This window comes from Thalassotalea euphylliae, assembly GCF_003390375.1.
In the GTDB taxonomy this organism is placed as follows: Bacteria; Pseudomonadota; Gammaproteobacteria; order Enterobacterales; family Alteromonadaceae; genus Thalassotalea_F; species Thalassotalea_F euphylliae_A.
The window spans coordinates 2,676,573-2,689,928 of the sequence record NZ_QUOT01000001.1; the positions used below are offsets into that span (position 1 = coordinate 2,676,573).

The 13,356-nt window shown below is 44.2% G+C and carries 14 protein-coding genes; 9 read left to right on the top strand and 5 right to left on the bottom strand.

Annotated elements, in window-relative coordinates:
* Nucleotides 1-14: 14 nt before the first annotated feature.
* A complete protein-coding gene (gene cyaY, locus DXX94_RS11910; RefSeq protein ID WP_116016137.1) occupies nt 15-335 on the bottom strand; it encodes an iron donor protein CyaY in 321 nt (106 codons plus the stop codon).
* 118 nt (nt 336-453) lie between these two features.
* On the opposite strand from cyaY, the gene lptM reads away from it, so the two are divergent.
* The 7 genes from lptM (at nt 454) to DXX94_RS11940 (ending at nt 7,722) form a co-directional block, all read left to right on the top strand.
* Nucleotides 454-594 carry an LPS translocon maturation chaperone LptM gene (gene lptM, locus DXX94_RS19205; protein WP_147301995.1) on the top strand — a complete coding sequence of 47 codons (141 nt, stop codon included), beginning with the start codon at nt 454-456 and terminating at the stop codon, nt 592-594.
* Entirely contained in the window at nt 594-1,841 is a 1,248-nt protein-coding gene (gene lysA / locus DXX94_RS11915; protein WP_116016139.1) for a diaminopimelate decarboxylase, read from the top strand. The genes lptM and lysA overlap by 1 nt, the downstream gene beginning before the upstream one ends.
* Nucleotides 1,842-1,899: 58 nt before the next feature.
* Nucleotides 1,900-2,730 (top strand): diaminopimelate epimerase, encoded by an 831-nt coding sequence (gene dapF / locus DXX94_RS11920; protein WP_116016141.1) that lies wholly within the window; start codon nt 1,900-1,902, stop codon nt 2,728-2,730.
* The gene (locus tag DXX94_RS11925; RefSeq protein ID WP_116016143.1) at nt 2,727-3,425 is read left to right on the top strand and encodes a DUF484 family protein; all 699 of its coding nucleotides are present in this window, start codon (nt 2,727-2,729) and stop codon (nt 3,423-3,425) included. The genes dapF and DXX94_RS11925 overlap by 4 nt, the downstream gene beginning before the upstream one ends.
* Before the next feature lie 81 nt (nt 3,426-3,506).
* Nucleotides 3,507-4,241, top strand: a complete 735-nt coding sequence (locus DXX94_RS11930) for an HAD-IA family hydrolase (protein WP_116016145.1) — start codon at nt 3,507-3,509, stop codon at nt 4,239-4,241.
* A 16-nt stretch (nt 4,242-4,257) separates the two neighbouring features.
* Complete coding sequence (gene uvrD, locus DXX94_RS11935) at nt 4,258-6,435, top strand: DNA helicase II (RefSeq protein WP_116016147.1); 2,178 nt, start codon at nt 4,258-4,260, stop codon at nt 6,433-6,435.
* A 33-nt stretch (nt 6,436-6,468) separates the two neighbouring features.
* Nucleotides 6,469-7,722, top strand: coding sequence for a diguanylate cyclase (locus tag DXX94_RS11940; protein WP_116016149.1), 1,254 nt, complete (start codon nt 6,469-6,471; stop codon nt 7,720-7,722).
* Between the two features lie 36 nt (nt 7,723-7,758).
* On the opposite strand, the gene DXX94_RS11945 is transcribed toward DXX94_RS11940, so the two are convergent.
* The 3 genes from DXX94_RS11945 to DXX94_RS11955 form a co-directional block, all read right to left on the bottom strand.
* Nucleotides 7,759-8,208, bottom strand: a complete 450-nt coding sequence (locus DXX94_RS11945) for a hypothetical protein (RefSeq protein ID WP_116016151.1) — start codon at nt 8,206-8,208, stop codon at nt 7,759-7,761.
* A gap of 106 nt (nt 8,209-8,314) precedes the next feature.
* Nucleotides 8,315-9,226: an EamA family transporter RarD gene (gene rarD, locus DXX94_RS11950; protein ID WP_116016153.1), complete on the bottom strand. Its 912-nt coding sequence runs from the start codon at nt 9,224-9,226 to the stop codon at nt 8,315-8,317.
* A 279-nt stretch (nt 9,227-9,505) separates the two neighbouring features.
* Nucleotides 9,506-9,961: a thioesterase family protein gene (locus DXX94_RS11955; RefSeq protein WP_116016155.1), complete on the bottom strand. Its 456-nt coding sequence runs from the start codon at nt 9,959-9,961 to the stop codon at nt 9,506-9,508.
* Nucleotides 9,962-10,114: 153 nt separating this feature from the next.
* On the opposite strand from DXX94_RS11955, the gene recQ reads away from it, so the two are divergent.
* Nucleotides 10,115-11,926, top strand: coding sequence for a DNA helicase RecQ (gene recQ / locus DXX94_RS11960; RefSeq protein ID WP_220348081.1), 1,812 nt, complete (start codon nt 10,115-10,117; stop codon nt 11,924-11,926).
* A 45-nt stretch (nt 11,927-11,971) separates the two neighbouring features.
* Here the strand turns inward: recQ and DXX94_RS11965 are convergent, their stop codons facing one another.
* Complete coding sequence (locus tag DXX94_RS11965; protein ID WP_116016157.1) at nt 11,972-12,484, bottom strand: 2TM domain-containing protein; 513 nt, start codon at nt 12,482-12,484, stop codon at nt 11,972-11,974.
* A 260-nt stretch (nt 12,485-12,744) separates the two neighbouring features.
* On the opposite strand from DXX94_RS11965, the gene sigZ reads away from it, so the two are divergent.
* Entirely contained in the window at nt 12,745-13,272 is a 528-nt protein-coding gene (gene sigZ / locus DXX94_RS11970; protein WP_116016159.1) for an RNA polymerase sigma factor SigZ, read from the top strand.
* The last annotated feature ends 84 nt before the right edge of the window (nt 13,273-13,356 follow it).

A 13,356-nucleotide genomic window follows, 5' to 3' on the forward strand; every position in this document is an offset into this window, starting at 1 on the left:
CTAGGAATTAGCGCTTACGGCTGTGCTAACGTAATGTCAGCTTCTGCTTGTTTGGCAACGGCGGCAGACAAAAACTGCCAAAATTCATCGCCAGCACGTTTGTCACGCCATTGGTCGTTTTCTAACACAAAGTGGTGACCATTAAACTTAGTGGCAACCCAAATTTCGTGCAGTGGCGCTTGCTTATTGATGATAATTTTACTGCCGTTCTTAAATGCCAAGGTTAGCATGCCACCAACACCTTCGTAGTCGATGTCTGTACCACAGTCTTCAATGGCTTCTTCTACCGCGAGTAATAACTCGTCAGCAATGAAATTGTATTGGCTATCGTTCATTTATCAGATCCAAGAGTGATAACACTTGTATTTGTAGATGTGCATGTGCGTATAATACCAGTCACATGCCGTAATACCAGCGTATTACCTTAATTTTTGCCTGCTAACTTATTAAAAAATGAAAACAAAACTTAACCGAATTTGTGCCTGCTTTTTTGTACTTTGTCTGCTTGCTGGTTGTGGCTTAAAAGCGCCACTTTATCAAACGCCAGAGCAGCCTGAGCAAGAACAGCCAGTATCGGATGCAGGAGAAAACTAATGGATTATTTTAACTATCAAGGTGACTCCTTGTATGCCGAAGCGTGCGCTGTTACTGAGCTGGCAAAACAATATCAAACGCCGCTTTATGTCTACTCGCGCGCGACAATTGAACGTCACTGGCATGCCTTTGATCAAGCGGCAGGTGAGCTCCCTCACCTGGTATGTTATGCGGTTAAGGCGAATAGCAACTTAGCGGTGCTGAACGTGATGGCGCGTTTAGGCTCAGGTTTTGACATCGTTTCCAAGGGCGAATTAGCCCGCGTGATAGCTGCTGGTGGTGACCCTGCTAAAGTAGTTTTCTCTGGAGTAGGTAAAACCTCTGACGAAATCGCTTATGCCCTATCCCACGGTATTTACTGTTTTAATATTGAATCTGCTGCTGAACTAGAGCGCATCAATCACGTTGCGGGTAAGGCGGGCAAAAAGGCACCTGTGTCATTTCGCGTTAATCCAGATGTTGATGCTGGCACACACCCTTATATTTCAACTGGCTTAAAAGAAAATAAGTTTGGTATTAGCATTGAAGAAGCTCCAGCGCTTTATCAACACGCAGCGACACTTGCCAATGTCGACATTAAAGGGGTTGATTGTCATATTGGCTCGCAGCTAACCGAAGTACAGCCGTTTTTAGACGCACTCGACCGTGTATTAGTGTTGGTTGATACCCTTGCCGAACAAGGTATTAAGCTTTCTCATATCGATGTTGGGGGCGGCTTAGGCGTTTGTTATAACGATGAACAACCACCGCATCCTAATGAATACGCGAAAGCGATTGCAGAGAAAATTGCCGGTCGCAATATTACCCTAATTTACGAGCCGGGCCGCGCCATAATGGCCAACGCTGGTATTTTGGTGACCGAAGTTGAATTCTTAAAAACCAATCAAGACAAACACTTTGCCATTGTTGACGCCGCGATGAACGACTTGCTGCGACCATCACTTTATCAGGCATGGCAGAATATTATTCCTGTTGAGCAGCGCCAAGATGAGCCGAACATCAATTACGATATTGTTGGGCCAATTTGTGAAACGGGTGATTTTCTCGGTAAAGACCGCGAATTAGCGATTAAAGCTGGTGATTTATTGGCGGTACGCTCGGCCGGTGCTTATGGCTTTACCATGAGTTCTAATTACAACAGTCGTCCACGTGTCGCTGAAGTTATGGTTGATGGCGACACCAGTACCCTAGTAAGAGAGCGCGAAACGATTGAGCAACTGTGGCAGGGTGAGCACCTTTTACCTTAGTCGTCAGCATCATCAACGACTAACAACAGCTAATAAGAAGTAAAGAAAGACACTAAATATGCTGGTTAATTTTTCAAAAATGCACGGCTTGGGCAATGACTTTATGGTCATTGATAATGTTACCCAGAACGTATACTTGCCGAATGATCAAATAAAAAAACTGGCAAACCGCAATTTCGGCGTTGGCTTTGATCAACTCTTGGTTGTTGAGCCCCCTTATGACCCTGATTTAGATTTTCACTACCGTATTTTCAACGCTGATGGCAGTGAAGTTGGCCAATGTGGCAATGGTGCTCGCTGTTTTGCTCGCTTTGTTCGCAGCAAAGGGCTGACTAACCGCAATAAGATTCGCGTTTCAACTTCGTCTGGCAAAATGACGCTTTACGTTGAGCGTGATGGCAATGTCTCAGTGAATATGCCAACACCTCAATTTGAACCTGCACAAATTCCCTTTAAAGCGCAAAAGGTTGAAGGCACCTACATTATGCGCACCGAGCACGAAACTGTGCTGTGTGGCGCCGTTTCTATGGGCAATTCACACTGCGTGCTGACCGTTGATGATATTAACACTGCGCCTGTAGACACCTTAGGGCGAGAGCTATCCACCCACGAGCGATTTCCAAAAGAAGTCAATGTTGGCTTTATGCAGGTGGTTTCACCTGACTTTATTAAATTGCGCGTTTTTGAGCGTGGTGCTGGTGAAACCTTAGCATGCGGCAGCGGCGCATGTGCGGCCGTGGTGATTGGTCAAACGCAGAAAAAATTGAATAAACAAGTTACTGTTGAATTGCCTGGCGGTAAACTACGGATATTTTGGAAGGGTCCAGGCCACCCGGTGAAAATGTCTGGCCCGGCTGCTCATGTTTTTGATGGTCAAATACATATATGAATGAACAAAACCCGTTACACGCCGACGATTTGCCGTTAACAGACGATCTCGTTGTGCGTTACCTTGAAGATAACCCTGAGTTTTTTAGCCGCAACCCATCATTGATTACGTCTTTGCGTTTGCAAGACCCGCATCGTGGCACGGTTTCACTGGTAGAACGTCAACAAACCCAGCTAAGACAGAAAATTCAAGGGCTTGAGGAAGAAATAACTCAGTTGATGTCAGTAGCCAACAATAACGAGCAACTGTTTCGCTTGTACAGCGATTTGTATTTGCAGCTAATTGACAGCAAAAATGTCACACAGTTATTAGATATTCTTGCACGTGCAACCTTAGAGCTGCTTTCTCTGTCAGGATTAAAATTATGGTTAACGCCTAGTTTTATCGCTAACCATGCAACGCCAGCACACGACAGCGTGATCGTAAACGACTGTCAGTCGGTCATCGAAACGCGCTTAGCAAACGAAGGTTATTATTTTGGTCGATTGCAGCAAAGTGAACTACAACAAATATTTGGTCACGGATTTGCGGGCTCAGTGGTGCTAATTAAGCTCGAGCATGCTGGTCAAGATATCGGGTTTTTAGCGATTAGCTCGCAAGATGCCGATCACTTTGATCCGCGTATGGATACCTTGTTGCTTAGCCAATTCCAAAAGCTAGTGGCTAAACTGTTATTTCAACATCTTGAACAATAACATCTGCCATTTCTAAGCCTTGCGCTATAACTTAGCGTAAGGTTTGACTGAATATTAAATGATTGGCAAAGGTGTCAGCACTTGAAATTTTACCGTACGTTAAAGCCCATCAAGGCTATCAGCTTTGATTTAGACGACACGCTCTACAGCAACCGCCCTGTAATGGTTGCCACCGAGCGTGCTATGCTCGGCTACTTTCAACAATTATTGTCACCACTATTAGCTGGCAAAACCGTTACTTTTGATCGTCATTTTTGGCAATCACATCGCACCGCAGCGGTTGAGCAAAACCCTGAAATAAGACACGATGTTACAGCATTGCGTTTAGCCACCTACCAACTTGGTATTGCAAGTTTGGGAGTGAAAAAGGAACAAGCCAAATCACTCGCAGAACAAGCGATGGCACACTTTTTAGCAATCCGTAGCAATTTTTCGGTGCCAACTAGCAGCATTGAGCTGTTACAACAGCTTAGAGAACATGTGCCTGTTGTGGCCATCAGCAACGGTAATGTTGATACTCAAGCAATTGGTCTAAAAGACCAGTTTGACCATATTTACCACGCGGGCAATGGCCTAAAAATGAAGCCTGCTGGCGACTTATTTGAACAAGCGGCACAAGATTTAGCGATTGCTTGCGAGCATATACTACATGTCGGCGATTGTGGTCGTGCAGATATTCTTGGTGCGCTACGCGCAGGTTGCCAAGCCGCTTGGTTGTCTTGCTATGATGTTGGCAAACCCTTGAAAGTTTTACCCCATATTGAGCTAAGTGATGTGACTGAATTAGCAGGCTTAGCCCCCCACTTGAGTTCCTAATCTGAGTTTCAAAATAATGGATGTTTCTGATCTATTAGACGGCTTAAATGACAAGCAGCGCGAAGCCGTCGCTGCACCTTTACAAAATATGCTCGTGCTGGCAGGCGCAGGCAGTGGCAAAACACGTGTCTTAGTACAACGTATCGCTTGGTTAATGCGTATTGAGCAAGCGTCGCCGCATAGTATTTTGGCGGTAACCTTTACCAACAAAGCCGCCTCAGAAATGCGTGCCCGTGTTGAGCAAACCACAGGCGGTAATGTGTTTGGTATGTGGCTAGGTACTTTCCATGGCCTAGCTCACCGTTTGTTGCGCATGCACTTTCAAGAGGCCAGCTTGCCACAGAGCTTCCAAGTGCTAGATTCTGATGATCAATTGCGCTTAGTCAAGCGCACTATTCGCGCGCTCAACCTAGACGAGAAAAAATGGCCGGCTAAGCAAGCGGTTTGGTATATCAACGGCAAAAAAGATGAAGGGTTAAGACCTAAACACCTTGATGCTCAGTTTGATCCGACCGAGCAAACCTTTATTAATATTTACCAAAGTTACCAAGATGCATGTGACCGCGCTGGCTTAGTTGATTTTGCTGAGCTCTTGTTGCGTGCGCATGAGCTGTGGCTTGAACACCCTGCGTTACTTAATCATTACCAGCAGCGCTTTCAGCACATTTTGGTTGACGAATTCCAAGACACTAACGCGATTCAATATGCTTGGCTGACCATGCTTGGTAAAGATCAAATCAAGGTCATGATTGTTGGTGACGATGATCAGTCAATTTACGGTTGGCGTGGTGCTAAAATCGAAAATATTCAGCGCTTCCTTGATGATTACCCGAAAGCAGAAACGATTCGTTTAGAACAAAACTATCGCTCTACCGCTAACATTCTAAATGCATCAAACAAGTTAATAGCCAACAACAATAATCGCCTTGGTAAAGAACTGTGGACGCAAGACACGGCCGGCGAAAAAATCTCGATTTATACAGCCTTTAATGAAATCGACGAAGCTCGCTTTATAGCTGGTCGCATCAATACTTGGCGTGAAGAAAATGGCTCGCTTGATGATGTCGCCATTTTATATCGCAGTAACGCGCAATCACGCCTACTAGAAGAGGCCTTACTGCAAGCACAACTGCCCTACCGCATTTATGGCGGTTTACGCTTCTTCGAGCGCCAAGAAATTAAAGATGCGCTCGCTTATATGCGCCTAATTAATAATCGTGACGATGACGCCTCGTTCGAGCGCATTATCAACACGCCAACTCGTGGCATTGGCAACCAAAGCCTAGCGTTGATTCGCGACGCCGCAAAATCGATGGAAGTTACTTTGTGGCGAGCGTGTCAGAATATGCTGGCCGAACAAAGCATTAAAGGCCGTGCAGCAAACGCCATTACGAACTTTATTAACCTGATTGATCAGCTTGAAGATGACTCGGCGGCATTAGATTTAGATCAACAAGTGAACTTTGTTATCGGTCATAGCGGTCTTAAAGCTATGTACCAAGCAGAAAAAGGCGAACGAGCGCAGGCACGCATTGAAAACTTAAACGAATTAGTAACGGCTTGCCAAACCTTTGTGCAAGAACCAGAACTGGAAGAAGAACAAACTAAGTTAACGGCTTTTCTAACTCATGCTTCACTTGAGGCAGGTGAGTCGCAAGCAGATGAATACGAACCGGCGGTGCAGTTAATGACGATGCACTCTGCGAAAGGTTTGGAGTTTCCGCTGGTCTTTATTGCTGGTTTAGAGGAGGGTATGTTCCCTTCTCAACAGTCGCAAGAAGATATTAGTCGTCTAGAAGAAGAGCGACGCCTATGTTACGTTGGCATGACAAGGGCAATGCACAAGCTATACTTATGTCATGCTGAAAGTCGGCGCCTATATGGTCAAGAAAAGTACCATAAGCCGAGTCGTTTTTTACGCGAGTTACCACAAGAGTGTGTAGAAGAGATACGCTTGCAAAGTCAGGTTTCACGACCAGCTTCAAGCGGCAGGTTTTCTGCGACCTTAACCACGGAGTCTTTTGACAATACAGGGTTTAGCCTTGGGCAACGAGTGATGCATCAAAAGTTTGGTGAAGGTGTGGTACTTAATTATGAAGGAGCAGGTGCTCAAAGCCGTATTCAGGTTAATTTTGAGCAAGTGGGTATCAAATGGTTAGTTGTTTCGTACGCTAACTTAACATCAATTAACTAGCTCAGTTCATATGAGTAGGAGTATCGAGAGATAATGGCTGATCGTTTATTAGTTGTAGAAGATAGTAAGCCAATTGCTAGGGTTATATGTCAGCTGGCTGAATCATTGGGATTTGAAACCGTTGTTGCGAGCACTTTGGCGGAAGTTGAAACTTTGTTGCATGGTGATACTAAGTTTTTTGCTGCCACAGTTGATTACGCTTTACCGGATGCACCTGATGGTGAAGCTATTCCATGTGTATTATCTCATGGCGTACAAGCGGTTGTGATGACCGGAAAAATGGATGATATCACCCGCCAGAAAATCTTAGCGCAAGCCGTTGTTGATTATATTCCGAAAGAAAATAGCCAAGCATTTTTGTATTTAAAACGCATATTACACGGCCAGCAAGTGAATCATGAAAATGGCATTTTGGTGGTTGATGATAGCCTAGCAACTCGTAATCATGTTGTTGAATTGTTAATGCGCAGAAACTTTACCGTTTATGTCGCTAGCGATGGTGTTAAAGCATTGGAAGTACTTGAGCAACACCCTGATATTAAGATGGTGATCACAGACTTAGAAATGCCGAATATGGATGGTATTGAACTTACCAATGAATTGCGCAAACGCTACTCACGCGATCGTATGTCGGTTATTGGTATTTCAGGTGCCAGCAATGGTATTCATTCTGCTCGATTTATCAAAAATGGTGCTGATGATTTCTTGCGTAAGCCGTTTTGCCCAGAAGAATTTTACTGTCGAATTACGCAAAATATTGAAAGCTTGAACAATATCAAGCAGATTCAACGTGCAGCGAATACTGACTATTTAACTGAGCTACCTAACCGTCGCGCCTTTATTCAGATTGCGCAAAATAAGTTGCCTAAATATGCGGAACAAGGAGTGATCTACGGGTTAGCAATGTTAGACATTGATTACTTCAAAAAAATTAATGATAACTATGGTCACGATGCCGGTGACAATGTACTGAAAATGGTTGCCTTGTATATGCGTAAACATTTGCCAAGAGCGATGTTGGCACGTTTAGGTGGTGAAGAGTTTGCGGTGTTGATGGAAGGGGTTGATGAAGACCAATTATTCACGCGCCTAGATGATTTGCGCCGTGAGCTTTCAGTAGCGCAACTGCCCTACGAAAACCAACAAATATCACTCACTATAAGTATTGGTGTAGTGTTCAATGGCACAGGTTCCTTGGCAAGCCAAATGAATGAAGCTGATCAAGCGTTATACAATGCCAAAGAAAATGGCCGTAACCAAGTGGTGATTAGCGGCCAAGAAGACTAACTCTATACAAGGCTAGTTTACGTAAGAGAACTCGCTTTATGCTGGCAAGGCATCACTTGCCAGCTGATAGTAGTTTTTTGGTAAGGCGAGGAAGCGCTCTATTTCAGCTTTTTCGCTGACATCAAATATTTGAAAGTCATTTTGTGAAGGTGTTGATGCCTGGCAAAACCTATTCAAGACTTCATAAAATAATCCAAATTTTTCAAACACAACAATGGCTGTTTTAGCTGGGCTGCTAACCACTTGTGGGTCGTTCATAACCTCTGCCGTATCAATCAAAATTTGGTGATCGCCAGTAATGCGTTTTAATTGGCTAAAGTCATATAAACCATTTAAGCCGGCATAATAACCCTCATCTTCCATCAAATTACCGTAATGCACGACAATGTCTTTGTAGTCGATATTACGTGCAACTTTCACTGTGAATATATTGTTTGGTGGGTCAATCTGATAGCGGATTTTTTCAAAGACAAGTAACTGTTCCATAGTGCAAATTCCCTGCTAAATACCTTATTTAGTATAGCTCAGCCTGAGAATTTGCAATGTTACTTGTCTATCAGTTTTTACTTTGCTTTTTTAAATGCTCTGCTAATTAGCTTGATACAGCTTTATTGGCCTTTCGCGCACGCAGTGAGTCTGCGCTGTAAACTAGCAGTGCAAGCCAGATACAGGCAAAGGTTGCGAGCTTGGCTGGTTCTAGCGTTTCTTGATAATAAAATGTCGCGAGCATAAACATAATGCTAGGGCCGATATACTGGAAAAATCCTAGGCTTGCTAACGTTAAACGTTTAGCTGCTGCGGTAAAGCAAAGTAGTGGTGCTGTGGTGACAACACCGGCTAAAACTAACATAGTGTTTAGCGTCCAAGCATTGTTAGCCATATTGCTAGTGTCGCTGCTTACAAAAAATAGCCAACCTAAGAGCGCAACAGGCAGTAGTAAAAGCGATTCAATCAATAAGCCAACAAACGAATCAACATGTAGTTTTTTACGCACTAAGCCATAAATGCCAAAAGTAGCGGCTAACACCAGTGAAATCACAGGAATAGTGCCGAGTACGGCGACTTGGATCAATACGCCAACTATCGCTAGCGCCACTGCCACACCTTGCCATTTGCGCAACCGTTCGCCTAGGAAAATCATACCTAACGCGACATTAAAAATAGGATTGATGTAGTAACCTAAACTGGCATCTAAAAGGTGATCGTTATTTACAGCCCAAATGAAGATATACCAATTGCTGCCCAGCAATGTGGCTGTAACAGCAAGGCTGGCGACGACTTTTTTGTTGGTGATAGTACTGATAAAAGGCTGCCATTTGCGAATAGCAACAACGATGACCAACAATAACAGCGTTGACCAGACGACGCGGTGGATCAATATCTCAGTCGCTCCAACGGCTGTTAGCGCCTTAAAATATATTGGCGCTAAGCCCCACATAAAGTAAGCCGCTAGCGCATTAATTATCCCGCTATTGGTTTGAGCTGAAGCTGATGAGTTGGGCATGAAGAAGACCTAGTCACTATTTTAAGGGCGCGAATTCTATCACAGGTTGGCGCATAGATAGCAAGGTTATAATTAACCTCAGCTCGGGATAACTAATGCACTTCTAGGGGCTATTTTCACTGCTATTTTTGTTGAATTCACTTGCAATAGACGAGCTATTGACGCGTAAATTCGCCTTAATATCAGAAAAAATATCTCACTAGAAGATACCTTTAGGTGTAAGTACATGAATATAAGTCATTTCACTATTTCTTATCCCGAGCTAAGGTTAATTAGGTTTTAACTAACCATATAGGTGCCAGTACCAAAGGCAATATGGTCGTTCTTTTCGTTGTGCAGCTCCATTCGGGCAACAGCGACTTTACTACCACTGCGAATAATGTGTGCGGAAGCAACAAAGTGCTCACCTCGGCCGGGGCGTAAAAAGTCGGTGCGCAAATCTATGGTGCCGAGCTTGCTGAGGTTTTCTTGAATCACCTGTGCTGAAGCCTCTTCCATATTGGCAATGATACTGGCGGCAGCAACAACACCGCCGGCCAAATCTAGCGCAGCGGCCGTTACCCCACCGTGAAGTATTTTCTGCATAGGATTACCAATGAGTTTGTCGTGCCAATGAAAGCTAATTTCAGAGCGGGTGTCGTCAAAGCGAGAAATTTCAAAACCCAGTAACTGGTTAAATGGCATATTGGCATTCCAAAGCTCAGCAACTTTTTGAAAGCGTTGTTCTTTATTCATATTGTGCGCCTTAGCCCCTTTGAGGATCTGGTCTGATGTGCTGACAAGGTAACCTCAGCCTAGCAGCTTTTTTTGTATTTTTTAAACTCCACACTAGGGATTCACATGCGCTTGGGCTAAAATGCTTGCGATTTTTAACCAGCTGGAAAACCGTTGACTCCCTCTGCAATTGCCCCGCAAGCTTCACTTCTCGATTCGCTTAAGCATCATTTTGGATACACCTCATTTCGCGATGGGCAGGCAGATGTTATTGAGCAAGTGATGAGTGGCCGAGATTGCTTAGTCTTAATGCCAACAGGCGGCGGTAAGTCCATGTGTTATCAGTTGCCTGCCACCTTGTTTGACGGCATCACTATCGTGGTTTCGCCACTGATCTCTTTGATGAAAGATCAGGTTGACGGCCTTACCCGACAAGGCATTAGCGCCGCATTTGTTAACTCTTCGCAAAGCCAAGCTGAGGTTAACGATATTTTTCAGCGCTTGGCGGCTGGGCAAATTCGCCTACTTTATGTTGCTCCTGAGCGGTTAACTCAGCACTACTTCTTGCAAGGTATTGCTAGTTTACCCATTCGATTGTTTGCCATTGACGAAGCACATTGTATTTCTCAGTGGGGGCATGATTTTCGTCGCGCTTATACCCAGCTAGGCTGTTTAAAACGTCATTTTCCGCATATTCCCGTGATGGCCTTAACCGCCACTGCTGATGTGACCACGCGCAAAGATATTCTTGAACAACTAGGGTTGCACAACCCCTATGTTCACCTAGACAGCTTTGACCGCCCAAACATTCGTTTTACACTTGCGGAAAAGTACAATGGTCAAAAACAAATACTGTCGTACATAAAACAGCGTAAAGATGATGCCGGTATTATCTATTGCAGTAGTCGCTGGCAAGTGGAAAAGCTCAGTAAATTTTTGGGTGCATCAGGGATTAATTGTGCGGCCTACCACGCAGGGTTAGAAACGGAAATTCGGGCCTACGTGCAAGATGGTTTTACCAAAGACAATATTCAGATTGTGGTGGCGACAGTTGCGTTTGGCTTGGGTATAAATAAGCCGAATGTGCGCTACGTGGCGCACTTTGAGCCGCCTCGCACGATAGAGTCGTACTACCAAGAAATTGGCCGTGCTGGTCGTGACGGATTGCCCGCAGAGGCACTGTTCTTGTGCGATGAGCAAGATATTAGTCGCATGAAAAAGCGCATTGCCGAGCACGAAGATGAACAACGTGCAAAAGTGGAGATGCAACGTTTTCAGGCGATGACTGATTTTGTTGATGCGCAAACTTGTCGCCGACAAGTGGTACTCAATTACTTTGCCGAATTTACCAAAACACGCTGTGGTAACTGTGATATTTGTTTAGATCCACCAAGCGAATTTGATGCCACAGAAGTGGCGCAAAAAGTGCTATCTTGTGTCTATCGCATTGAGCAAAAAGGGGATGTGCAATACGTGGTGACGGTACTGCGTGGTCAAGTAACACCGCTTATTCAAAAACATGGTCACGAAAAAGTATCAACGTTTGGCCTTGGTAAAGACAAAACTCCCAGCTACTGGTTTTCTGTGATTCGCCAGCTGATTCATTTAGGCTATTTACAGCAAGATATTGCTCAGCATTCAGCACTTAAGTTAACTGAAGCTGCGCGCTCGGTGTTAACCGCGCAAGAAACCTTAATGCTCGCTTCACCACGCTTACAACGTGCTAGCTACTGGCAGCAAAATACGGCCACCAAGCAATACGATCGCAAGCTATTTGGCAAATTGCGCTCGTTGCGCAAAGAAATTGCCGATGCCGAAGATGTTGCACCGTTTATCGTGTTTAACGATGCAACTTTAGCTGAATTAGCGCGAATCCAACCGCGCTCACAAGCGCAAATGTTGTCAGTCAGTGGTATTGGTGATACCAAGCTGGCGAGATACGGTGAGCCATTCTTATCATTGATAAACGCCCACCTTGGTGACTAATACCTTCTATTTGATTCTGTATAGCGTGTAGCGCGAGTGATTGGCTTACAAGTCTCGTCCTAAACGTTTCTCAATTTCACGCTTTTCCCAATCGGCATCAAAAAAGCTGAATAACTCGAACGTAGCGACAGCATGGCTGGCAAGGCCAATGCCCCACCCCATCATTACCCACAGTACCCAGAAATAGCCAGGCGTAATAAACCAATTTACGGCCAACAATACGATGTTAACAATAATGTAAGTGGCCAAGTGCCCATAGAAAGCTTTGAGCCCTTGCACGTATTCCATTGCCCGTTGTTCTTCAATCGTCACCTGAAGTTGAGAAGAACGATCTAGCCCTGATGAATGTTCCAATGGTGTGTGATTGCTGGTCATATCTGCCTCCGGTTGCAGTGATGTAATATCAATTTCAAAAACAGCTGCCAGCGATTTAAGTGATTCGAGCCCCGCTTTTTGGCCACGCTCAATACGCTGAATCGTGCGAACACTAATACCAGACACTTGTGATAAATGTTCTTGTGACCAACCACGTTGTAGGCGTAACTTCTTTATTAGCATGTAAATCTTCCTTTGCAGCTTGTTTGGCAATACTTGTTAAATATTGCAGTCGTTAGCAATCATCTTTGTTGTGGCTCATAAACACCACGTCATAGAGGCGACATTTAGGTGACAACCTATGAAAATCATAGGCTTGTCTGTGTGTTGTTGGCAAGCTAGAAAACACCTTTACTTATGCGGTATGAGCTAATATGTTAAATCTTGAGGCTATTGGCTCACCTGAGCAGCAATGATGCTGGGAATAATTAAGGCGCACTAAAATGAAGCTCGAAGTTATTTGGCAACAATACAGAAGTAGTTTGAAAACGTTTTTGTTATCACGAGTGGCTAACGTTGATGATGTTGAAGACTTGTTGCAGGAAATTTTGATTAAAGTACACGCCAAGTTACCTGAGCTTAAAGATAAAAGTCGTATTAAGCCTTGGCTGTTCCAAATTACTAACCGCACTATCATCGATTTTTATCGAAAACAACGAAACCGAGATCTTAGTGCGCAAGACTTGTGGTATGAAAATAGTCCACCGGACGTTAAGCAAGAATTGTCGAAATGTATCGCTCCTTTTATTAACGCACTGCCAAGAGAAACTGCGGATTTGCTGACCGTTATTGAGCTTTCGGAGCATTCCCAAAAGCAATGCGCAGAGCAGCTTGGTATTAGCTATTCAACGTTAAAATCTCGCGTGCAAAAAGGACGAACGTTACTAAAAGGCTTGTTTGATGACTGCTGCCATTTTGAGTTGGATAAAAAGGGCAATTTAATCGAATTTATCGAAAAGCCGACCAATTGATTACGTTGCGACTAAGCAAGCGTTAGCAAAATATTTTGATTTTTTCTCGTTGTTGTTTCGTCTTTTCAGACTGACGCACGTCTT

What these genes read in the sequence shown, in the direction of transcription:
- sigZ (WP_116016159.1), top strand. Translation starts at nt 12,745, where the DNA reads ATGAAGCTCGAAGTTATTTGGCAACAATACAGAAGTAGTTTGAAAACG.
- DXX94_RS11945 (WP_116016151.1), bottom strand. Translation starts at nt 8,208, where the DNA reads ATGGAACAGTTACTTGTCTTTGAAAAAATCCGCTATCAGATTGACCCA.
- dapF (WP_116016141.1), top strand. Translation starts at nt 1,900, where the DNA reads ATGCTGGTTAATTTTTCAAAAATGCACGGCTTGGGCAATGACTTTATG.
- uvrD (WP_116016147.1), top strand. Translation starts at nt 4,258, where the DNA reads ATGGATGTTTCTGATCTATTAGACGGCTTAAATGACAAGCAGCGCGAA.
- rarD (WP_116016153.1), bottom strand. Translation starts at nt 9,226, where the DNA reads ATGCCCAACTCATCAGCTTCAGCTCAAACCAATAGCGGGATAATTAAT.
- DXX94_RS11940 (WP_116016149.1), top strand. Translation starts at nt 6,469, where the DNA reads ATGGCTGATCGTTTATTAGTTGTAGAAGATAGTAAGCCAATTGCTAGG.
- cyaY (WP_116016137.1), bottom strand. Translation starts at nt 335, where the DNA reads ATGAACGATAGCCAATACAATTTCATTGCTGACGAGTTATTACTCGCG.
- DXX94_RS11965 (WP_116016157.1), bottom strand. Translation starts at nt 12,484, where the DNA reads ATGCTAATAAAGAAGTTACGCCTACAACGTGGTTGGTCACAAGAACAT.
- lptM (WP_147301995.1), top strand. Translation starts at nt 454, where the DNA reads ATGAAAACAAAACTTAACCGAATTTGTGCCTGCTTTTTTGTACTTTGT.
- DXX94_RS11925 (WP_116016143.1), top strand. Translation starts at nt 2,727, where the DNA reads ATGAATGAACAAAACCCGTTACACGCCGACGATTTGCCGTTAACAGAC.
- lysA (WP_116016139.1), top strand. Translation starts at nt 594, where the DNA reads ATGGATTATTTTAACTATCAAGGTGACTCCTTGTATGCCGAAGCGTGC.
- DXX94_RS11955 (WP_116016155.1), bottom strand. Translation starts at nt 9,961, where the DNA reads ATGAATAAAGAACAACGCTTTCAAAAAGTTGCTGAGCTTTGGAATGCC.